Source organism: Aurantiacibacter gilvus, from assembly GCF_038289935.1.
Lineage (GTDB): Bacteria > Pseudomonadota > Alphaproteobacteria > Sphingomonadales > Sphingomonadaceae > Alteraurantiacibacter > Alteraurantiacibacter gilvus.
In genome coordinates this window covers 202,785-224,056 of record NZ_JBBYHV010000002.1, presented here as the reverse complement: position 1 = coordinate 224,056, position 21,272 = coordinate 202,785, and the positions used below count along the sequence as shown (strand labels likewise).

Genomic DNA, 21,272 nt, shown 5'->3' with positions numbered 1-21,272 from the left:
CCACCGCGCGGGCAATTGGCAAGAACTAGAGGACCTGTTCCTCCAGTGCGTGCATGTCCTCATCCGAAAGCCCGAAATGGTGGCCGATCTCGTGCACCAGCACGTGGCCGACAAGGTGCTCCAGCGTCTCGTCGCCGCGCTCGCACCATTCGAGCAGGATGGGCAGGCGGAACAGGCGAATCCGGTCGGGCATGGTGCCCGAATGCTCGATGGAACGTTCGGTCAGCGGCAGGCCTTCGTAGACGCCGGTCAGCTCGAAGGGGTTTTCGATGTCCATTTCGGCCAGCAGTTCGTCGTCGGCGAAGTCTTCCACGGCGATGACGACGGCACCCAGGTGCTCCGCAAAACCCGCAGGAATCCGCGCGAAAGCGGCCTGTGCGATGGTTTCCATTTCGGCGATCGACGGGGCAAACCCGATAGTCCTGCTCATGCAAGCGAGATAGGCATGCCGCGAGTGCTTGTCATCAGCAGGCACCTTGGCTAGACGCGCCGCTCTGCCAAGTCAGGCATGCGGAGCGGTGGCCGAGTGGTCGAAGGCGCACGCCTGGAAAGTGTGTATACGGTAACCCCGTATCGTGGGTTCGAATCCCACCCGCTCCGCCACGCACCCCCAGCACTTGTCTCTGGTTACAGGGACTGCCCGCAAGCCCGCGGAACAGGCGGCTTTGCGAGACCACTTCCGTAACGGCGCCATCATTCATCGCGTCTCTCGGGCGGTATCAGGGCCGATTTTCCCGGCCAGTCTCTGGCGAGGTCTGCATCGGTTCGGTTTCCCAGCATTACTGGGAAAGAACAGGGAAAAACCCGTATTTGGACACCAAAACAGGTTCATAAGGCCGATTTGAGCGGTTTGGAGCACCAGAAAGTGGCTTAATATCGGTGCTTTACAGGGGAGAGCCGGAGGTTTCCCTGTTATTCGACATAACAGGGTATCAAATCGCGATAACAGGCCCTGTTATCGCGCAGAACAGGCCATTTCTTCAGCGGAACAGGGAGTTCGATCAGGCGTGCCATCCGAGCGCTGCGCGCTGCTCCGACCAGGCGAGCGGCAGCCCGATCTTCTTGAACAATTCCAAGTTGAACTCCGCAGGCTGACGCCCCTGCAAGATGTCACGCTGGATGGCGGGTGCAAGAAAGGCGAGCCGCAGGATCATGCGTTCGTAGGGCGATGCGGGAGCAGTACGCATCACTGGCTGGCCACGCTCGGAGGCGAGCATGGCGTGCGCGCGGCGCAGTGCTGCGATCAAGACGGGGTCGGGCTGAGCTGCCCGATTGGTGCCACGCATGACGAGGCGCTTCCCGCCGCGCAGCGGCATGGCGAGAGGGAAAAGGACCGTGGCACAATCCCCATGCTCGTGGAGCAGCCGTTCGTCATCCGACAGCTGTGTTGAGAGGCGAGCGGGATGGACGTGTGCAAGCTCGAAGAGCAGACCTTCGGCGTGAAGACGCAGCGAGACGAGGTGATCGAGCGGTGACCTTTCCTGCGGCAGCCAGCGCGCGAGGGTCTCACCAGCGATGCGTTCGATGGTGCTCGCGCTCAGCCGGCGGACTGCGTCGCCGCCGAGGTTGCGGCCCTGCTGCAGCGAGGCCGAGACATAGTAGCGGTACTTGCGTCCTGACTTGCCGCGCGATGTGGTCGGGCTCATCGGTTCGCCGGTCGTATCGAAGAGCTTGCCCGTAAGTGGCGCCCTGGCTGTGCGCTGCTCCGTGCTGCCGCTGTGCCGACGCGTGTTGGCAGCCAGATGTCGCTGCACGCGCGCGAACAGATCGGCATCGACGATCGCCTGGTGCTCGCCTTCGTGAACCTCGTCCTTGTGGCGGATCTTGCCAAGATAGACCGGGTTCTTGAGCAGGTGGAACAGTGCGCCGCGACTAAAGGGCGCGCCGCCGACCTCCTTGCCCTTTCTCGTGGTCCAGCGCTTGGAACAGATGCGCTGCTGCTCGAGATCCCGCTCCAGCGCATGAACCGAGCCCAGCTCGAGATAGCGGGTATAGATCTGCCGCACGATCGCGGCTTCGGGTTTGTTGACTTTGAGAACCCGCGATCCGGTCTTCGGGAGGTCGTAGCCGAGCGGCAGGTTGCCGCCCATCCACAGGCCCTTCGCCTTGGAGGCGGCGATCTTGTCTCGGATGCGTTCGCCGGTCACCTCGCGCTCGAACTGGGCGAACGAAAGCAGCACGTTGAGCATCAGCCGGCCCATCGAGCTGGTGGTGTTGAACGACTGGGTGACCGAGACGAAGCTGCAGCCTGCCTGTTCGAACACCTCGACGATGCGCGCGAAGTCGGGAAGGCTGCGGGTGAGGCGGTCGATCTTGTAGACCACCACGATGTCGATGCGTCCGGCTGCGATGTCGGCGAGCAACTGCTTGAGACCGGGACGCTCCATGCTGCCGCCCGAGAAGCCGCCATCATCGTAGAGGTCGGGCAGGGCCTCCCAGCCTTCGCTGGCCTGGCTCAGGACATAGGCGGCGCAGGCCTCGCGCTGGGCGTCGAGGCTGTTGAATGATTGCTCCAGACCTTCTTCCGAGCTCTTGCGGGTATAGATCGCGCAGCGCAGTGTCTTGGTGCTCATCGCGCGTCTCGCAGGCCGAAGAAGCGCGGCCCGTTCCAGCGTGATCCGGCAATGGCGGTGGCCGCTGCCGAGAGGCTGGGGAACAGCTGATCCTCCCAGCGGAACCCCTCCGCCTCGACCGTGACCCTGACCTCGCGGCCTTTCCAGCTGCGGGTCAGCACGGCGCCTGTTCCGAGGTGCTTGCCCTCTGCCTCGACCGGTCCGGTGCGCGCGAGAAGCCGCTTCGTCTCCGCATCGAGACCGCCCAGTGCTGTCGACTGGATGCGCCAGGCAAGCAGCTGACGCATGATCGGTTCGGAGCGCAAGGGGGGAGGGGCGCCGTAGCGCCGCCTCCACTCTTCGCGCAGGATATCGAGGCTCATGCCTTCGAGCCTTGCTACTGCGCCTTCGATGTCCTCTTTGCTCATGCCGGCTCCTCCGCGCGGTAGCGGCGGGTGCCGTCGATCTTCTGCGAGGTAATAATGAGCCCGCGCTTCTTGAGCGATCCGGCAAGCGCGCCGCGCACCGAGTGCTGCTGCCAGCCGGTGGCCTGCGTCATCTCCGCGATGCTCGCGCCGTTCTTGCGGGCGAGCAGCTTTGCCAGCTGGTCGAGCTTGCTGGGCGCCTTCGCCGTGGCCGTATTGGTCATGATGGTTCTCCGGTTGCTGCGGCGCCGGAATGGCCGCCGCTACCGGGACGAGCCCGGCTCGCCGGGCGTGGTGACAGCAATGCTCGAATGTGGCGTCCAGTCCAGTCGAAAGCGCGAGGTGGAAAACAGAACGGGGATAAATCCACCCGTGCCTTGGTCGCAAGTTTGTGTTCCTGTATTGTTCCTGTCATGAGCATGATCCACGAGCCGGCATCTCCAACTGCCGCCCAGCCGCTGCAGGTCACCTATAAGGCGCCGGCCAGTCTCACCCCCGATCCGCGCAATGCGCGCACGCACTCGAAGCGGCAGGTCGCGCAGATCGTCCAGTCGATCCGCGCGTTCGGGTTTACCAACCCGATCCTGGCCGACCCCGAGGGCAACCTCATCGCTGGTCATGGCCGCCTGCGTGCAGCGAAGGAGATCGGGCTCGACGAGGTGCCGGTGATCACGCTTGCCGGCCTCACCGAGGCGCAGAAGAAGGCGCTGCGGCTTGCCGACAACAAGATCGCCCTCAATGCCGGGTGGGATACCGAGATCCTCAAGCTCGAGCTTGCAGAACTCTCATTGCCAGAGATCGATATCGATCTGGGCCTTACCGGGTTCAGCCCGGGCGAGATCGACGTGGTGCTTTCCGACAGCGATGATCCCGCCGACGAGGTCATCCCACCGGTGCCGGAAAGCTCGCGTGTCCAGCCCGGCGATATCTGGCAACTGGGCGAGCACCGTATCGCCTGCGGTGATGGGCGCGACACCGCCTTCCTGCAGCGCCTGGTGGGCGAAGGCTCGAAGATCGACTGCGCCTTTCTTGACCCGCCCTACAACGTGAAGATCAACGGTCATGCCAATGCCAAGGGCCGCCACCGCGAGTTCGCGATGGCCTCCGGCGAGATGAGCGAAGCCGAGTTCCGCACCTTCCTCGCCGATACGCTCGGTGCATGCGCCCAGGTGTCGCGCGACGGGGCGGTCCACTTCGTGTGTATGGACTGGCGGCATATGGATGACGTGACCGCTGCCGTGGAAGGTGTTTACGACGACCTCCTCAACATCTGTGTCTGGAACAAGAGCAATGCCGGCATGGGCTCGCTCTACCGCTCCAAGCACGAGATGGTGTTCGTCTACCGCGTCGGCAGCGCACCGCACACCAACACCGTCGAGCTGGGCAAGCATGGTCGCAACCGCACCAATGTCTGGGACTATGCCAGCGTCAACTCGATGCGAGGTAGCAGGCGCGAGGACCTGGCGCTGCATCCGACGGTGAAGCCTGTTGCCATGGTCGCCGATGCCATCTGCGACGTGACCCGGCAGGGCGAGCTGGTGCTCGATATCTTTCTCGGATCGGGCACCAGCCTGATCGCTGCTGAACGCGTTGGCCGCAGGTTCCGCGGTCTCGACATCGACCCGGCCTATGTCGACCTCGCCATGAACCGCTGGAGTGATCTGACTGGCAGGGAGCCTGAGCTGGTGCACCGCGAGGACACACCGGAGATCGCCGCATGAGCAGCACGCGGTTCAAACCCGGCCAATCAGGCAACCCGAGAGGCCGGCCCAAGGCCCGGCGCCCACACAACTCGGCGTTCGACATCATCTTCGACAAGACGCTGACCGTCACGCAGGGAGGAAGGGAGCGCGAACTGACCATCGACGAGGCGCTTGAACTGCAGACCTACCAGGCCGCACTCAAGGGTAGCCGCATGGCGATCCGCAAGGTCCTCAAGATGATCGAGAAGCGCGAACTTGCGCTGCGTACGCGTGCTCCGACGCAAGCGCACGAAGTGAAGTTCGCGCATCATCACAACAGCGACAATGCCAACGAAGCCATGCGCATCCTGGGTATCGCCGACAAGGATCCGAGCCATCCGATGCGATGGAAAGTGCACGCTTGGGCGACGCAGGCCGCGCTCAGCCGTCCGGGACGGCGCCGGTTCACCGAGCCGGAGGTGCGCGAGATCAAGTTCTTCACGTTCGATAGTGAAGCGCTGCGTTGGCCGCCGGGGAGGCTGGGATGAGCACCGACGAGGATGTCGGCTACGGCAAGCCTCCCAAGGCGACACAGTTCACCAAGGGACGCTCGGGCAACCCGAAAGGCCGACCCAGAAACCGCCACCGGGCGATCCCTCACGATGCCGTGCTCGGCCAGATGGTCACAGTGCGCGAGAACGGGAAAGAACGCCGGGTCACGGCAGCCGAGGCGTTCCTGCTGCAACTCACCCAGAAGGGCTTGGCAGGCGACAGTGCAGCCGCGCGCGCTTCGCTCGAGGCGCTCGAGCGGGCGAGAGCTACTCGCGGCGACAATACGCATGACGTTCTCACCATCGTCATCTCGCCGATCAACAACGGCGCCGACGTAATCCTCGAACCGTTAGGTCTCGGCAGAAAAAAATACCCTAACGACGAGAAACGGGTTCGATGGGAGATCAATCCCTGGATCGTCGAGGCGGCACTGGAGCGGCTTGGTGATCGTCAGTTGACCGAGGACGAGCAGCGCGAAGTCTGGGCCGCCATTCGGACGCCGAACAAGGTCAGTTGGCCCGATTGGTGGGTTGTACAAAGCTAAAGGTCAGCTTTGCGCCCCATTTCGGACATTTGGGGCCGGCAGTAGGCCGCCCTAAAGCGGACATTCCTCGGCCTGAAAGTCCACCAGTGGTGGAAAACGGACCTAGGCCCAAATCTATTTGAGAGGCGCGTTCGGCCGACGGTATTAAGTTTAAGCAAATATGATGTTCTGCTGGTCGGCCAAAGCGGCGTTATCAATCCTCAGTTGCTCGTCCACTCCTCACAGGATGACAACGCTACTCCCTACCTCGGTTGCATGATTGTTAGTGAGATCTGTGAGGTCGGCGATCTCAATGATGGCACTGAAGTCAAGTACGTCGGAGGCGTCGTCGAAATCGAGGATGATATCCGCACCATTGTCGAGCGCGAGCACGAAGGTGTCGGAGGCTGATCCGCCGGTCATTGTATCGTCGCTGGCACCGCAGACCAACGTGTCCTCGCCCGCCCACCGTTTAGTGCGTTATCGGTACCGCCGTGATAACGGACCATATCGGCAATCTCGACCGCACCTGTTCCTAGTTCTTGCTCGTCCTCCTCATCGAATCCTTAGAGGGTGATGCTGGTAAGGTCCGTCGAGGGCGGAAGAAGTTCGAGAGCCGTGCGCGCAGCCCAAGCCTCATGGTAAGCGTGTCCAGCCTTCGATGCTTGGACCTTGTCAAGCGCTATCGGCTTCACCGCGCCAACTTCGCGGTCATCTATAATCGGCTGATCTGCCAATCGAGTGGTCTCGCCCTGCATGCATCCTTCACTAACCGGATTGCGTAATGTTCCAGATCCGCATCGGGTCCTCAGTTGGTGGCGTCATGATTGTGAGGTGGATTGCTCAGGAACGCCGTCCCCTCTTTTCGGCATCGGAGCCAGAAAATGAAGGAGGGCGAACGTAACGGCCAGCCAGCCAGCAGCCAGTAGGAAAGCGACTGGAATACTGTGTAAGTCGGAAATCGCCCCCCAAACCCAAGCCCCGATCGCCATCCCGCCAAATGTGACCGCCTGATAGATCGAAAGACACCGGCCGAGGATGTCATTGGGCGAGCGCACCTGCATCGCGACGTTCAGCGTCGTCATCACTGTGACCCATGCGGCGCCAGCAAGAATTGCGGCAGTTACCGCCAGAACGAAGTCATCACTGGCAATCAGGATTAACTCTGCGACCGCGAAGATGAGCGTACCCGCTCCGATTACTGCCTCACTGCCGATGCGGCGCCTAATGGGGCTGACAAAGAGTGCACTTGCTATCGAAGCGACACCGAAGGCGCCCAGCATGAGGCCGAAGCTGAATTCATCGCCGCCAAGCCGATTGCGGACCACAACCGGAAGCAAAGCTTGATAGGCTGCGACCCCGAAGCCGATCGTTACGCCGCGCAACAGAACCTTGCGGACTGGATGGGACGTCACACAAAAGCGAATACCTGTGAGAATGGAGTTAAACATCGGCCCACGCTTAGGTCGGGGCACGTGCGGTCGCCATTTCAGCAAGACTACAATCATGAAAACGTAACTCAGAGCATTGAGGGCAAATGCCAGACTTATGTCCCATAACGAAATCAACAGACCACCAAGCGCCGGGCCGACGCTACGCGCCAGATTGAAGGCGATACTGTTCAGGCTAATCGCCTGCGGCAGGTCTTTCAGTCCCACCTGCGCTCGCACTGAGGCTTGCCATGCGGGACCATTCAGCGCCGTCCCGATGCCGACGAACAAAGTCAATCCAAGTAGGCTGAATGGAGTCACCGCCTCCTGAAAAGTCACAATAGCCAGAACGGTTGAAGTGATGAGCATACCAAGCTGGGCGCAGAGCATGACCCGGCGACGATCGAAATTGTCGGCAATCGCGCCAGCGATGACCCCAAACAGCATGATCGGCAAGGTCGCAGATGCTTGTACCATAGCGATCAGAAGATTGGATTGGGTAAGTTCGGTCATCAGCCACGCTGCGGCGACAGACTGAATCATCGAACCGATGTTTGAAAAAAGATTGGCCGTCCAGATCGCGCGGAAGGCAGGAAATCTGAAGGGGGCTAGGGCTTTCCCGCTGGCCATCTTGCCTGATGGGTGATCGATGTCACTCGACGGGGTCTTGGTCATTCGCGAGCGATGGATTAGCCAGCCCAGCCGGTCAAGTAGAGAGGGCATCGCCAAGCGACCTCCTTTTTGCTGACGAAAGGCTTGCCGCTCCCGGAGCGACGCTGGCGGGTCTGCGCATCGCCACTCACCAGCATGAAACTAAGACCTGAAGAGCGGTGCTGAGCGGCCAACACCTCATCCGCGAAAAGCTGCTGTGCGGATTTTTGGACCGACCGACTGCTACGTCGAGGGGAGTGCAGGGGCGTCGGCATGCACGGGCCGATGATCGAGCAGGGTGAAGGTTAGGGACCGTCGTTGCGCCAGGCAGCACAGGGCGACGCTCGCATGAATCCTTGACCATCAAATTATAACTATCATACGCTTTGTATACGCGATATGCAGGGGATCCACCTGAGCGGAATACGAGTGTATTCGGCTCACGAGGGTGACAGATCTGAATAATTTTTAGAATATCGATAATATCGTAATATGGGAGAAGCAGGTGATGGCAGTCATATCATTTGGGGCGATGACGTCTCATGGCCCAACGCTTAGCACCCCTCCTGAAAACTGGACGGATCGCGTAGCGGTCGATCGGCAGCGCAATCACCACTATAAAGGTGAAACGCTCTCGTTCGACGAATTGGTGCACCGCCGCGCTGGAACCGGGTTGGAACAACAGATTGAACTCGCCAGTCGCCGCGAAAAGAGCGACGCGTGCCATCGCGCGATTGATACGCTCGCCGATCGATTCGAGGCTGCCAAACCTGATATCGCGATCATCTTCGGGAATGATCAGCGAGAACTTTTTCTCGAAGATGTCACGCCCTCGCTTACCCTGTTCACGGGCGATACCGTGTGGGACCGCCCAGCTACGCCGGATCAGGCTTCACGCATGCCGCCCGGCATCCATCTTTCCGAAATGGGGCATAGTCCGCCAGAGTACCGTGAATATCCCGCCCATCCTGACCTTGCGCTGCACCTCGTCGATGCGGTGCGGAAAGCGGGCTTTGACCCCGCGGTGTCGAAAAGGCTTCCCGAACCGCCGGGGCATTGGTCAAGCGGCGCGCCCCATGCCCTCGGCTTCGTTTATCGCCAGATTATGCGGGATCGGGTCATCCCACATGTGCCGATCATTCTGAATACTTTTTTCCCGCCCAATCAACCAAGCGCCGCGCGCTGCTTTGCGCTTGGACAGGCTATTCGCCGGGCCATCGCGAGTTGGGCCGGAGAAGAGCGGATCGCCGTGATCGGGTCAGGCGGGATGAGCCATTTCGTGATCGACGAGCAGCTGGACGAGCAGATAGTGGGGGCGATTATCGGCCGTGACGGCGCGGCTTTGACTGCGATCGATGAGGCCTTGCTTCAGTCGGGCACGTCGGAACTGAAGACCTGGATCGCAGCCGCGGGGTGCCTATTCGAAACCGACCTGACGCCTGAACTCGTGGATTATCAGACCTGCTATCGTTCGCTCGCGGGAAGCGGCACCGCGAATGGATTTATGTCATGGAACTGACGCGCGACACCGACATCGTCACCCAGCTGCTGAAATTCGACAGTTGCACACTCAGCGATGCGCTCGACCGGCTAGGCCTGGTGGGCGGCATCAGCGGGCTTGTGCCGATCATCCAGCAGCGACGTGTGGCAGGCCGCATTTTCACTGTCCGGCTGGAACCAGGCCCGCCGCCAGCCGGAGCGCCGGTACGACATCTCGGCGCTGCCGCGATAGACGCGTGTGGACCGGGCGACATAATAGTCGTCAGCCAGCGAGCGGGCATCGACGCTGGTGCCTGGGGAGGCCTGCTGAGTAATGCGGCGGTGCGCAAGGGAATTGCCGGCGTCATCGTTGACGGAGCGCTACGCGATGTCGACGAGGCGCGGGAACTAGGGCTCCCGATATTTTGCCGTCGCTTTACGCCGTTCACCGCACGAGGTCGGGTGTACGAGGCAGAGAGCGGCGGCCCGCTCGCACTAACCGACTCGTTCACCGTCACGCCCGGATACTTTGCTTTGGCCGATGGCAGCGGCTGCGTCTTTGTGGCGCCGCAAGACGTGGATGCAGTGCTTAGGGAAGCGGAGTTCATCGGAGCGCGCGAGCAAGCCATGCTGACGCAGCTGGCGGCGGGAGCGACTGCTTCGGAGGTAATGGGCGCAAGCTATGAGAACATGTTAAAAGGTGACTTCAATGAGTGAAGAAGTGAACATCCGGCGCGCAGCCGCTCTCGAGACGGCGACGCTCAGTGACGCGCTCGATCGGTTGGGAATTCAGTCCCAGTGCAACGGCATCGCGCCGCGTTCGCCCGGCTTTCGGATGGCTGGCCGGGCGCGCACGATCCTCTATGGGCCGGCAGGCGACCCGCCTGGAAGCGTGGGCGACTATATCGACGAGATCGCGGCCGGAGAAATCGTCGTGCTCGACAACGGCGGGCGCACCGACGCTACCGTGTGGGGCGACATCCTGACCGAAGTCGCATTGAACCGTGGCATCGCCGGCACCTTGATCGATGGTGTCTGCCGCGACGTCGCGTTGTGCCGTGAACTGTCCTATCCTGTTTTCTCAAAAGGGCACTGGATGCGGACCGGAAAGGACCGTGTGCAGGTCGTTGGAGCAGATGTTCCAGTAACGATCGGCACGGTGCGGGTCTGTCCTGGCGATCTGATCGTCGGCGATGCCGACGGCGTGATTGTCATTCCGAGGGCGAAGGAAGACGCGGTGCTCGATGCTGCGGAAGAGATCCATCAGGTCGAATCCCGTATTCGTGAAGACGTGCGAGGCGGGATGAGGCTCGAAGTGGCGCGACGATCGCATGGCTATCATGACCTTCAATCGCGGAGGGCGTCATGATCATCGATTGTCACGGCCATGTCAGCGCGCCAGTTCAGCTCTGGGCATACAAAGCCAACATCCTGGCCCATCGTGGCGCGCATGGTCGCGGCGGAGTAAAGGTGACCGACGAGGAAATTGTCGAGGCGGCGCATCGCAAGGAAGCGTTTCCCAAGGGGCATGTAGCATCGATCAAGGAGAACGGCATCGACCTGCAGCTCATTTCGCCGCGCCCGTTTCAGATGATGCACTCGGCCACCCCGGCGCGTGTCGTTCACTGGTTCTGCGAAGAGACCAACATAATCATCCATCGACAGTGCCAGCTACTTCCTGACCTGTTCGTGCCGATCGCCGGGTTGCCCCAGGCTGCGGGCGAGCCGATCGAAATGGTGTTCGATGAACTCGAGCGCATCGCCAAGCTGGGTTTTAAAGGCGTGCTTCTGAATCCGGATCCTTACGAGAATTCAGGGATCGAGCCGCCGGGACTCAACGAACGCTATTGGTACCCACTTTATGAAAAACTCTGCGAGCTTGGGCTGCCAGCACATGTTCACGCCAGTGGTTCACACTCCGACCGCGTGCCATACTCGTTACATTTCATCAACGAGGAGAGCAACGCTGTTTTCGCCTTGTGTAATTCGACAGTGCTTGAGGATTTCCCAGACCTCAAGATCGTGATCAGCCATGGCGGCGGCGCGATCCCGTATCAGTTAGAGCGTTTCGAAGCATCGACGGTCAACCGGCCGATCCGATTTTCCGATCGCATGAGAAAGCTGTTTTTCGACACTGTCCTTTATGGCGAGCGCTCTCTGCGCCTGCTGGTCGAGACGGTCGGTGCCGACCGTTGCCTGTTCGGAAGCGAGTGCCCTGGCGTTGCATCTGCAATCGACCCTAGGACTGACCGGCCAATGGATGACGTCGCTGGTATAATCCGCAGGGTTGACTGGCTCTCGGAAAATGAGCGCCATGCGATTCTTGAAGGCAATGCGCGAGCGGTCTTCGGCCTTCCAGAATCCTCATGATGCCGCATGATTTGCGCTTGGCATCGAAAACGTAATACGGTATGATGTATTTCGATATGGATGCTGGAGGATTAGAATGATTGCTCAACCCAGAGTTAGCGATCTGCACTACGTGGCGCTTGCGGTGCCGGACCTTGGGTCGGAGCGCGAGTTCTTCACAGAGAAGTGGGGCTTGGTGGAAGTCGCCGAACGGGATGGCATGGTCTATCTTGCCGCCGAAGGAGTTGCCCATCCCTATGTGATCCGGCTGCGCCAGGATGACGTGCGCAAGATTGATCTTATCGGCTTTTCGGCGCCGGATGCCCAGAGTGTCGACGCGTTGCGCGAGTCGGTTTCTGCGGCGGGCGGAAAGATTATTGGGGAGCCAGCTTTGCTCGACCGTCCCTTTGGGGGTTACGGGTTTCGCTTCTTCGACATCGATGGCCATGCGATCGAGGTTGTGGCTGATAATGAACGGCGTGAAGCGCGCGAGTTGAGCAAAGGCGAGGCCATTCCCACGGGCCTCAGTCATATCGTGCTCCATTCTCCGAGCGTCCAGGGGCTGGTAGATTTTTACCAGCGGGCCTTGGGCTTCCGATTGAGCGATGCGATTGGCGAATTCATGCTTTTCCTGCGGTGTAACAGCGCGCACCACAGGCTTGCCATTTTGCCCGGACCAGCCTCGCTGAATCATGTAGCTTTTGATGTGCTTTCCGTCGACGAACTGATGCGTGGCCTCGGCCGCCTGAACAAGTCGGGTGTTCCCGTGCAATGGGGGCCGGGCCGTCATACTGCCGGGGATAACACCTTCACTTACTACCTGACGCCGAACGGCAATGTCGTCGAATATACTTCCGATCTTGAAGAGGTTGACGACGAAAACTGGCAACCGCAGGTCTATAAATTCTCACCTTCGATTACCGACCAGTGGGGCACGGGCCGGATCATGGCCAACGCGCCTCACACACCAGCCGGTGAGGACCCCGGACTGTGGCAGGAGCCGGTATGATGGCTAAACGAGCGCTGATCGTCGGAGGGGGTGTCGGCGGAATGAGCGCGGCACTAGCGCTTCATCGTACTGGCTGGGCGGTCACTCTTATAGACCACGATCCCGCATGGCGAGTGGCCGGCGCAGGAATTACTCTGACGGGGCTCTCGTTGCGCGCCTTTGCCGATCTCGACATACTGACCGAGGTCAGGCGGCGAGGGGCAGTGGGTGCAGGACTGCGCGTAAGAGAAGTCGATGGCACTCTTCGGTTCGAGACGCCTTTGCCAAGCGATCCCGAGCCGATCGACCTCGGCGGGGGTATCATGCGTCCGGAGCTTCATGCCATATTGTCGGAGAGAGTGCGGGCGACCGATATCGAGGTGCGTCTTGGCGTCGGCCTCGACAATTTCAAGCCCGACGATGATTTGGTCGAGGTAGCGTTTTCGGACGGCACGACGGGCGCGTTTGAAGTCGTGGTCGGGGCGGATGGACTTCACTCGTCCCTGCGTTCGAAACTTTTTCCAGATGCCGCCGTGCCCGAATTTACCGGGCAGGGCTGTTGGCGGATCGTGGCGCAGCGTCCAGCGGCAATCGATCGCGGAGAGATGTATGTCGGTGGCGCTGCCAAGGTTGGACTTGTGCCGGTCTCGGAATCCGAAATGTACATGTTCATTTTGGAGCACGTGCCCGACAATCCCTGGTTCGCACCGGAGGACTTTGTCCCGCATGTGAAGCAGTTGCTCGAACCGTTTGGCGGCGAGGTCGCAAATGTGCGCAACGCGATCAGCGAGGATTCGGCGATCATCTATCGACCGCTCGAATGGCATATTCTCGAAAAGCCGTGGTCGGTGGGGCGCATCATCCTGATCGGAGATGCCGCGCATGGCACCACCCCGCATATGGCTTCGGGAGCCGGTCTTGCGGTCGAGGATGCGCTCGCTCTTGCAGAAGAACTGGCCAATGACGGCGATGTCCCCGCGGCGCTGACCGCGTACACCGAACGCCGGTTCGAGCGCGCCAAGCTGGTAGTCGAAACGTCGGTGGGACTGGGTAAGGCCGAGATGGCACGTCTGCCGCCGGGGGCGGGCGCGCTCAAGCAAGTCTCCGTCGTGCAGAAGCTGCGGCAACCATATTGATGATCACAAAATCAGGAGAGAATGAGATGTCTTCACTAACCGGCACTTGGCGCGCTGTCTCCAAAACCCCGGTAGGCGACCAGCATTCCACGCTCACTATCGTCGTCGACGGCGACGCGCTGACGGGAACCTGCGTCACCGATGCCGGGGCAACGATGCCGTTGGAAAATGGCAAGGTCGACGGCAATGCCGCGACGTGGGGCATGGAGATGACCACGCCCTTCGAACTCCATATGCGTGCGGCGATCGAGGTTGACGGTGACACCTTCAGCGGCACGATGGCCAGCGATTTTGGTTCCTCACCCTATTCTGGCACGCGGGAAGCCTGAGCGGATGCCCATGTTTGAGCGCTTTGGCTTCGCGACGCTTTCAGTGGCGGGGGGGGATCCTTTCGCCGCGGTGGTGTCGGGGGAAAGCTATGTGCCGGTGCAGGCTTTCGGCTTGCCTGCCGCGGCGACCCTGGATGACCTCTTGGAGGACTGGGACGCCAACTTCACGCATATTGCTGAGCAAGAGGTCGATCCCGGTGAATTCCGACCGCTAGCAGAAGCGCGCGTCCATGCTCCTTATGTCCCGCGTCAGATTTTTTGCATCGGCGCGAATTACCGCAAGCATGTGATCGGATTGCTCACTGGGCGCGATGCGGCCTCTCGGGCGAAAGAGCTAGAAGGAATTTCGGATCCGGCGGAATTGCAGCGGCGTGCGGAAGAGGTCATGGATAAGCGTTCACGCGAATCGCTGCCTTTCGCCTTCGTAAAGCTGTCGTCATGCGTGACCGGACCGGAGGACGAGGTTGTCCTGCCGAAAAACGTGAAAAAACCCGACTGGGAATTGGAGCTCGGCGTCGTCATCGGCAAGACGGCGCGTCATGTCGCGCCAGAAGATGCGATGTCGTATGTCGCGGGTTTTGCAATCGTGAATGACGTCACCGCGCGAGATCATATCTTTCGCCGCGACGGTACGGCTATCGGGGCCGACTGGCTTTCGGGCAAGTGCTTTCCAACTTTCCTACCTTTCGGGCCGCAGATCGTCCCGCGCAAGTTCGTGCCGGACCCTTATGATCTCGGCATCAGGCTGGCGGTTAACGGCAAGGTCTATCAGGACGAGACGACCAGCGACATGCTTATCCCGATCGATAGGCAGATCAGCTTCCTGTCGGATCGGGTGGCGCTGCAACCGGGTGATATCATCTGCACCGGATCTCCTTATGGGAATGGCGCGGCGTTCGGCGTCTCGCTTGCGCCGGGCGACGTGATGAGCGGCGAGATCACGGGCCTTGGCCAGCAGCGCAATCTTTGCGTGAGCGAGACCGCTTGAACGCCGTCACCTTCGACAGGCGCGGAAAACATAATTGCGGAGAGAGGATGGAAAGATGGGCAACTGGGCATTCACGCAAGGGATCCATGATCTCGGCAAGGGCCTGTACGGCTATGTCCAGCCAGACGGCACCTGGGGTTGGTCGAATGCCGGTCTGATCATCAGCGATGGTGAGAGCATGCTGGTGGACACGTTGGTTAGTCTGCCGCTGACTCGCACGATGCTGGAAGACTTTAAGCGCCGGGTGCCGGGTGCCGAGCACATCGACACTGTGGTCAATACCCACGCCAATCCGGACCATTTCTTCGGCAACCAGTTGCTCTCCGATGCCCGGATAATCGGCACGGAAACCGCAGCGCGCGACATGTCCCGTTTCGATCCGGCATCGCTGGCCAATTTGCGCGAGCATCATGCGGAAATGGGAGAGGGCGGAGAATTCCTCTATGAAACGATGGGTCGGCGCTTCGATTTCGAAGGGATTGTAGTCACGCCCCCTAATCAGACGTTTCAGAAAAGCCTGGCGCTCGACATCGGCGGAAAGAGGGTCGAGCTGACCGACCTCGGGCCCGCGCACACCGCGTCCGACACCATCGTTCATATTCCCGAGGACCGAGTAGTTTTCACGGGCGATCTGTTGTTCAACGAAGGGCATCCGATCATGTGGTCGGGCCCTGTCGAGAACTGGATCGCGGCGTGCGACCACATTCTCGCACTTGACGTCGACGTCGTGGTGCCGGGCCACGGACCAATCACCGATAAGCAAAGTGTCCGCAATCTGCGCAGCTACTTCACCTATGTCAGGGAGCGGGCGCGCGAGTTGTTTGAAGCGGGCGTGGACTTTGAGGAAGCGGCGCTGAAGATCAACCTAGACGAATTTCGCGGCTGGAGCGACCCTGAGCGCATCGTGGCGAATGTCTATTCGCTCTATCGGCAATGGGGTGCGGAGTTTCCACGCGCCCAACGTGGCGCGCTGTTCGGCGCGATGAAGCGGTATCAGGTTGCGATGGCTTCCCATGAGGAGCATTGCGGACATGAGCACTGAATCTTCTAGGACCGACTGGACGCATGATCCGGTTAGGCGTTCCTGGTTGGATTCGGCCAATGTTGAGGGCGCCCAGTTCCCGATCCAGAACCTGCCGCTCGGGTTGTACAAACTTCAGGGTCCCGCGCGTGCCGGCGTAGCGCTAGGGGATCAGATCATCGACCTGGGATTCTTGGCAGATGAGGCGTTGCTGCCGCCGAATCTGGGCATGCACATCGCCGCCGTCAATGCCAAGGAATCGCTAGCGACCTTGATGGATGCGCCTGCAGATCATGTGGTCGCTCTGCGGAGGGGGCTCTCGGAGTTGTTCTCGAAAGACAACGACCCGGAGGGAGCGAGCCGCTCGCTGGTGCCACTTGTCGATGCGGAATTGCAATTGCCTGTCAAGCCGACGGCGTTCACGGACTTTTGCGCTTCGATAGAACATATTCGCGGCATGGCCAAGTTACACGGAGGGCCGCCGCGACTGGCGCATGGCTGCATACCGATCGCTTACAACGGGCGTGCAAGCTCGGTGACTGTGAGCGGGCAAGCGGTAACGCGTCCCGTTGGCCTGTTTGAACCACATCGCGGGGCCGGTGTGGTGTGCTTCGGCGCCGAACCGCGCCTCGATTTCGAATTGGAGCTTGGCGCCTGGCTGCGTCGGGGACCGCCGCTTGGCGAACGGATTCCGATCTCACTGGCGGAGCGTCATATTTTCGGTCTGTGTCTGGTCAACGACTGGTCGGCACGCGCGATCCAGAGCCTCGAGAGTGTCCTGGGCCCGCACTTGGGCAAAAGCTTCCACACGAGCGTCAGCCCGTGGATCATCACGACCGAGGCGCTGGCTCCTTTTCGTGTCGCCGCGCGTAGGCGCGAGGGTGATGAAATGCCGGTGCCGGATCACCTGCTGGACGAGGATGACCGCGCGGCCGGCGCATATGCAATCGAATTGACCGCGGAAATTAGCCAGGCGGGCGGCGCATCGGTGGTGGTGACCCGCACCCATGCGCGCGACCTGTACTGGACCCTTGCCCAAATGATCGCGCATCAGTCGTCGGGCGGTGCCCCGATCGAAACCGGCGATCTCATTGCAACCGGGACCGTGTCCGGCGCGTCTACGGGATCGCGTGCCTGCCTCGCGGAAATTAACGAGGGTGCCGCTGTGCCCGTGCGCTTTGCCGACGGCAGCCAGCGCATTTGGCTTGAGGACGGCGATACCGTCACGATCCGTGCATTTGCGCGCGCGCCCGGCCATGTGCCGATCGGTTTCGGCGAATGCACGGCCACCATCCTTCCTAGTCAGGAGAGCTATTGATGACAGACACATTCCACTCCTGCCACGATCACGGAAGGAGGACAACTTTCAGTCGACGCGGCCAACATTTCGTAGTCGACATCCACTGTCATCTTCACGTTCGTGAGGCTGACGAAATGATCCAGGCGGAGAGCCCAAGTTCGTTTGGGGCCCACATGAAGTTCACTTCGCCCAAGACGATCGAAGTCAACCGCGCTCAATTCATGGGACTGGCGAGGCGGGGCGGGGTTGAAAATCGCCTTGCTGACATGGATCGACTTGGCATTGACGTGCAGGCGATCTCGCCCAACCCGTCGCAGTACTACTATAATGCTCCGGCAGAGGTCGGGCGATTGGTTTCGCGCCTGATCAATGATCGTATTGCCGCAACGGTCGCGGGAAATCCCGATCGGTTCGTCGGAATGGGAACAGTGCCTTTGCAGAACGTCGAGATGGCGATCGCGGAGCTGCGCCGTTGCAAGTCCGAGCTCGGTCTGCGCGGGATCGAGATCAACACGAATGTTGATGGAGCCGACCTGCACGACCGGCGGCTAGACCCTTTCTGGTCGGCCGCCGAGGACGCTGGCGTGCTCATCTTCATTCACCCCCTTGGCTTCACCCACGCTGAGCGGATGTCGGAATACTATTTCAATAACCTAATCGGCAATCCGCTCGAATCCACGCTTGCAATCGGCCATCTGATTTTTGGCGGCGTGCTGGATCGTCACAGCGGGCTGCGTATCTGTGTCGCGCATGGTGGCGGCTATATGCCTGGCTATTGGGGACGCATGGATCACGGATGGCACGCTCGGGCGGACTGTTCAGCAGATTGCCTCCACAAGCCATCGTCATATCTCCGGCGCCTGTGGCTCGACACTCTGGTTCACGACCAAGACCAACTCGCCAACCTGGTCCGCACCCACGGCGCCGACCGGTTGTGCTTGGGCACCGACTACCCCTTCGACATGGGCGAACCGGATCCCGTGGGGTTTCATTCCGGGCTTGATGACGCAGACCTTCCAAAAGTTCTCGGCCTGAACGCTGCTGGACTTCTCGGCATCGAAGCACCGGAGGTCACGCCATGAGCGGGAAGCGCATCAGCATGCCGGGTAACGGCGTTGCGATCTATACAGTTTTCGTTCTGTTTATCGCGAACGTCTTTAACTTGGTGGACCGCTCGATCCTCGGCGTCTTGTTGGAAGAGGTCAGAGTAGATCTCGGTCTGTCCGACACTCAGATGAGCGTCGTGTCCGGACTGGCATTTGCGCTAGTGCATCTGGCAGCAGGTATCTTGGTATCGCGTTGGGTCGACTATCGCTCGCGCAAGTGGATTTTGGCGGTTGGGGTTATGGTCTGGTCACTTGCCACCGTCGCCACAGGGCTGTCCACTTCCTTCGCTACTTTGTTTTTAGCCCGGATGATGACGGGTATCGGCGAAGCTGCCGTATTCCCGGTTGCGATGTCTATGATCGCCGATCTGTTCGACGTGAACCGAAGGCCCAAGGCTGTATCCGCATTTCATTTGAGCAACGGAGTTGGCATCATCCTTGGCACCGTTCTCGCTGGGATCATGGCTGCAGCATTCGGCTGGCGTTACGTTTTCATTATCTTCGGCAGCCTGGGCGCGATCCCGCTGCTTCTGGCGCTCACGTTGCGCGAACCGGTACGCGGAGCTCAGGACCGATCGCGGGTCAGCGGTACCGCGGAGAACTTGCACCAAGCCTTGGCAACGGTGTGGCGACTGCCCGGTTTCGGCTTTCTGGTCACTGGCTTCGGCTTTGCCAGCATGGCCTTCGCCGTGCTGCCAATCTGGGTACCCACGTTCCTGGCGCGTTCTCACCAAGTCGATATTGCCGATCTCGGGCTAGTCTTGGCGCCTCCGGTCGGGCTGGGCGGTGTGCTTGGCATCGTCATCTCCGGCGTGGTCGCCTCGCGACTGGTCGAGCGCAGCGGACGCGCCGTTGATGGCTTGAAGGTGCCGCTGATCGCCCTGCCGATTGCACCCCTTTTCTTCCTGCTATTTCTGGCTTCGCCGACGCTAGTGCCAGCACTCGTCGCGCTGGGGTTGGGGAACTTCTTCCTGTCGGCGGCGATGGGCCCCTCCCTAGCTTACGCAATTAGCCTCACACCGACCGGCGTTCGTGCGGTTGGTGCCAATTTGATGCTGGTCAGCCAGGGGTTGCTCGGTGGTACGCTCGGCCCGCTGGTTGTGGGCATGGTCAGCGACGGTCTTGGCGCGAGCTTAGGTGTCGAATCGCTGCGCTACGCACTCGGCGTTCTGGTCATTGCGCCAATCATCGCTCCCTGTCTGCTTTGGCTTGCCTTCAAGGCAAACCGCAGGGGCTTTGCCAAACCTGATAGCCAAGACGAGCTCATTTCTCTTGGAAAGAGCCTCCCTTAGTGACGCTACAAACTGAAATATATAAACATATTATTGTTTTGAGGATTGGGAATGAAGCAGGATCAGAATGAGCGACTCACCGCCACCGCGGCCGGTACACCGATGGGCGAACTGCTGCGTTGCCACTGGCAGCCGATTGCAGGCGTTGATGAGCTGAATCAACGATCGACGAAGGCTGTTCGGATCCTGGGCGAAGACCTTACCCTTTATCGCGACCTGAGCGGCAATTTGGGCTTGATCGACCGACAATGCCCCCACCGGCGCGCCGACATGACCTTCGGCTATGTCGAGGCGTGCGGCTTGCGGTGCTCTTATCATGGTTGGCTATTTGATCGCGATGGCAGTATCCTCGAACAGCCGTGGGAGGAGACAGTAAACCCAAATCGCAGGGAACCCGTTCGGATCAAGGCCTATCCAGTGCGCGAGATGGCGGGCTTGATCTGGGCTTACTTGGGCCAAGGCCAACCGCCTGAACTGCCTTGCTGGGAACCGTTCACATGGAAGAATGGCTTCGTGCAAGTGGTCATATCGCATGTCCCCTGCAATTGGCTTCAGGCGCAGGAAAATTCGATCGACCCGATCCATTTCGAATGGATGCATGCAAACTGGACGATCCGGCTGCGCGGCGAGAAGGGGCCTTACGCACCACGTCACCAAAAAATCGATTTCAGGGAATTCGATTATGGCTTCACTTATAATCGAATACGCGAGGACACCGACGAGAATAATCCGCTCTGGACTGTCGGTCGCGTATGCCTTTGGCCAAATGCTGTATTTACCGGAGACCATTTTGAGTTCCGCGTTCCGGTAGATGATGAAAACATGCTGAGTATCGGCTGGTTTTTTGTTCGCGTGCCGCACGAGAAGGAGCCATTTGTTCAAGAACGTATCCCTACTTGGTATGGGCCGCTCAAGGATGAAGCAACGGGCGAGTGGATCACGTCGCACGTCATGAACCAGGATTTCATCGCCTGGATCGGGCAAGGCGCGATCGCCGACCGGAGCAAGGAAAATCTTCGGTCCAGCGACCGTGGCATCGGAATGCTTCGGCGACAGCTGTTGCGCGATCTCGAAGCGGTGGCACGTGGCGAGGATCCGAAGGGCATCATCAGGGATCCTGAACGGGCCAAGTGTGTTCCACTGCCGGTGATCGACCGAAAGATGGTTATTGACGGCATCCCACTCGCCGAGTTCATTACACCCAAACGGCGGCATATGCGCAAATTCATCTTTCAGTACGGTCAGCCTGAGCATGTACGGCAAGCGCAGGAAGCGGCCTTGGGCGTCGAGGTCGAGATCGGCAGCTATCTTCAGATCGACGAAGGTGGACGCATGGCTAGTGGACCGAGCAAGACTAAATGATCAAAGGAGGGTGGCGCGAGCGATCGCCTATCAGTATGATAGTACCTTCAAACGGTCACTTTTCCAGAGAGAGGCCTGAGTTTAGTTAGGAACGATGCGGAATGAAT

22 protein-coding genes and 1 tRNA gene are annotated in these 21,272 nt (G+C 60.2%); 17 read left to right on the top strand and 6 right to left on the bottom strand.

The window, feature by feature from the left end; translation table 11 throughout:
- Positions 1 to 25: 25 nt before the first annotated feature.
- Complete coding sequence (locus AAEO60_RS10950; RefSeq protein ID WP_341673749.1) at positions 26 to 430, bottom strand: metallopeptidase family protein; 405 nt, start codon at positions 428 to 430, stop codon at positions 26 to 28.
- An 82-nt stretch (positions 431 to 512) separates the two neighbouring features.
- Here AAEO60_RS10950 and AAEO60_RS10945 point away from each other — a divergent pair.
- Positions 513 to 603: transfer RNA gene (locus AAEO60_RS10945), tRNA-Ser, on the top strand.
- Between the two features lie 398 nt (positions 604 to 1,001).
- On the opposite strand, the gene AAEO60_RS10940 is transcribed toward AAEO60_RS10945, so the two are convergent.
- Genes AAEO60_RS10940 through AAEO60_RS10930 form a run of 3 tightly spaced genes read right to left on the bottom strand, consistent with a single transcriptional unit; the run spans position 1,002 to position 3,201 of the window.
- Positions 1,002 to 2,573: a recombinase family protein gene (locus AAEO60_RS10940; protein ID WP_341673748.1), complete on the bottom strand. Its 1,572-nt coding sequence runs from the start codon at positions 2,571 to 2,573 to the stop codon at positions 1,002 to 1,004.
- The gene (locus AAEO60_RS10935) at positions 2,570 to 2,980 is read right to left on the bottom strand and encodes a DUF2924 domain-containing protein (protein WP_341673747.1); all 411 of its coding nucleotides are present in this window, start codon (positions 2,978 to 2,980) and stop codon (positions 2,570 to 2,572) included. Before AAEO60_RS10935 ends, AAEO60_RS10940 begins: the two co-directional genes overlap by 4 nt.
- A complete protein-coding gene (locus tag AAEO60_RS10930; protein ID WP_341673746.1) occupies positions 2,977 to 3,201 on the bottom strand; it encodes a DUF3489 domain-containing protein in 225 nt (74 codons plus the stop codon). Before AAEO60_RS10930 ends, AAEO60_RS10935 begins: the two co-directional genes overlap by 4 nt.
- A 189-nt stretch (positions 3,202 to 3,390) precedes the next feature.
- Between AAEO60_RS10930 and AAEO60_RS10925 the strand changes: the two genes are divergently transcribed.
- The 3 genes from AAEO60_RS10925 to AAEO60_RS10915 are packed head-to-tail and all read left to right on the top strand — an operon-like array spanning position 3,391 to position 5,755.
- Positions 3,391 to 4,698 (top strand): site-specific DNA-methyltransferase, encoded by a 1,308-nt coding sequence (locus tag AAEO60_RS10925; RefSeq protein WP_341673745.1) that lies wholly within the window; start codon positions 3,391 to 3,393, stop codon positions 4,696 to 4,698.
- Positions 4,695 to 5,207 carry a DUF5681 domain-containing protein gene (locus AAEO60_RS10920; protein ID WP_341673744.1) on the top strand — a complete coding sequence of 171 codons (513 nt, stop codon included), beginning with the start codon at positions 4,695 to 4,697 and terminating at the stop codon, positions 5,205 to 5,207. Before AAEO60_RS10925 ends, AAEO60_RS10920 begins: the two co-directional genes overlap by 4 nt.
- On the top strand, positions 5,204 to 5,755 hold the full coding sequence (locus tag AAEO60_RS10915; protein ID WP_341673743.1) for a DUF5681 domain-containing protein: 552 nt from the start codon (positions 5,204 to 5,206) through the stop codon (positions 5,753 to 5,755). Before AAEO60_RS10920 ends, AAEO60_RS10915 begins: the two co-directional genes overlap by 4 nt.
- A gap of 219 nt (positions 5,756 to 5,974) precedes the next feature.
- Here AAEO60_RS10915 and AAEO60_RS10910 read toward each other — a convergent pair whose 3' ends face one another.
- Positions 5,975 to 6,157: a hypothetical protein gene (locus AAEO60_RS10910; RefSeq protein WP_341673742.1), complete on the bottom strand. Its 183-nt coding sequence runs from the start codon at positions 6,155 to 6,157 to the stop codon at positions 5,975 to 5,977.
- A gap of 398 nt (positions 6,158 to 6,555) precedes the next feature.
- Entirely contained in the window at positions 6,556 to 7,839 is a 1,284-nt protein-coding gene (locus tag AAEO60_RS10905; protein ID WP_341673741.1) for an MFS transporter, read from the bottom strand.
- A 484-nt stretch (positions 7,840 to 8,323) separates the two neighbouring features.
- Here AAEO60_RS10905 and AAEO60_RS10900 point away from each other — a divergent pair, with 484 nt between their 5' ends.
- The 13 genes from AAEO60_RS10900 (at position 8,324) to AAEO60_RS10840 (ending at position 21,165) form a co-directional block, all read left to right on the top strand.
- Positions 8,324 to 9,334 carry a DODA-type extradiol aromatic ring-opening family dioxygenase gene (locus AAEO60_RS10900; RefSeq protein WP_341673740.1) on the top strand — a complete coding sequence of 337 codons (1,011 nt, stop codon included), beginning with the start codon at positions 8,324 to 8,326 and terminating at the stop codon, positions 9,332 to 9,334.
- Positions 9,325 to 10,011, top strand: coding sequence for an RraA family protein (locus AAEO60_RS10895; protein WP_341673739.1), 687 nt, complete (start codon positions 9,325 to 9,327; stop codon positions 10,009 to 10,011). The genes AAEO60_RS10900 and AAEO60_RS10895 overlap by 10 nt, the downstream gene beginning before the upstream one ends.
- On the top strand, positions 10,004 to 10,663 hold the full coding sequence (locus tag AAEO60_RS10890) for an RraA family protein (RefSeq protein ID WP_341673738.1): 660 nt from the start codon (positions 10,004 to 10,006) through the stop codon (positions 10,661 to 10,663). The genes AAEO60_RS10895 and AAEO60_RS10890 overlap by 8 nt, the downstream gene beginning before the upstream one ends.
- On the top strand, positions 10,660 to 11,664 hold the full coding sequence (locus tag AAEO60_RS10885; protein ID WP_341673737.1) for an amidohydrolase family protein: 1,005 nt from the start codon (positions 10,660 to 10,662) through the stop codon (positions 11,662 to 11,664). Before AAEO60_RS10890 ends, AAEO60_RS10885 begins: the two co-directional genes overlap by 4 nt.
- 76 nt (positions 11,665 to 11,740) lie before the next feature.
- Complete coding sequence (locus AAEO60_RS10880) at positions 11,741 to 12,652, top strand: VOC family protein (RefSeq protein ID WP_341673736.1); 912 nt, start codon at positions 11,741 to 11,743, stop codon at positions 12,650 to 12,652.
- Positions 12,649 to 13,767: an FAD-dependent monooxygenase gene (locus AAEO60_RS10875; RefSeq protein ID WP_341673735.1), complete on the top strand. Its 1,119-nt coding sequence runs from the start codon at positions 12,649 to 12,651 to the stop codon at positions 13,765 to 13,767. Before AAEO60_RS10880 ends, AAEO60_RS10875 begins: the two co-directional genes overlap by 4 nt.
- A 26-nt stretch (positions 13,768 to 13,793) precedes the next feature.
- On the top strand, positions 13,794 to 14,096 hold the full coding sequence (locus AAEO60_RS10870; protein ID WP_341673734.1) for a hypothetical protein: 303 nt from the start codon (positions 13,794 to 13,796) through the stop codon (positions 14,094 to 14,096).
- A 10-nt stretch (positions 14,097 to 14,106) separates the two neighbouring features.
- Positions 14,107 to 15,084, top strand: coding sequence for a fumarylacetoacetate hydrolase family protein (locus AAEO60_RS10865; protein WP_341673733.1), 978 nt, complete (start codon positions 14,107 to 14,109; stop codon positions 15,082 to 15,084).
- A gap of 55 nt (positions 15,085 to 15,139) precedes the next feature.
- Positions 15,140 to 16,126 (top strand): MBL fold metallo-hydrolase, encoded by a 987-nt coding sequence (locus tag AAEO60_RS10860; RefSeq protein WP_341673732.1) that lies wholly within the window; start codon positions 15,140 to 15,142, stop codon positions 16,124 to 16,126.
- Entirely contained in the window at positions 16,116 to 17,423 is a 1,308-nt protein-coding gene (locus AAEO60_RS10855; protein ID WP_341673731.1) for a fumarylacetoacetate hydrolase family protein, read from the top strand. The genes AAEO60_RS10860 and AAEO60_RS10855 overlap by 11 nt, the downstream gene beginning before the upstream one ends.
- Positions 17,423 to 18,487 carry an amidohydrolase family protein gene (locus AAEO60_RS10850; protein WP_341673730.1) on the top strand — a complete coding sequence of 355 codons (1,065 nt, stop codon included), beginning with the start codon at positions 17,423 to 17,425 and terminating at the stop codon, positions 18,485 to 18,487. Before AAEO60_RS10855 ends, AAEO60_RS10850 begins: the two co-directional genes overlap by 1 nt.
- Positions 18,484 to 19,803: an MFS transporter gene (locus AAEO60_RS10845; protein WP_341673729.1), complete on the top strand. Its 1,320-nt coding sequence runs from the start codon at positions 18,484 to 18,486 to the stop codon at positions 19,801 to 19,803. Before AAEO60_RS10850 ends, AAEO60_RS10845 begins: the two co-directional genes overlap by 4 nt.
- Before the next feature lie 51 nt (positions 19,804 to 19,854).
- On the top strand, positions 19,855 to 21,165 hold the full coding sequence (locus tag AAEO60_RS10840) for a Rieske 2Fe-2S domain-containing protein (RefSeq protein WP_341673728.1): 1,311 nt from the start codon (positions 19,855 to 19,857) through the stop codon (positions 21,163 to 21,165).
- The last annotated feature ends 107 nt before the right edge of the window (positions 21,166 to 21,272 follow it).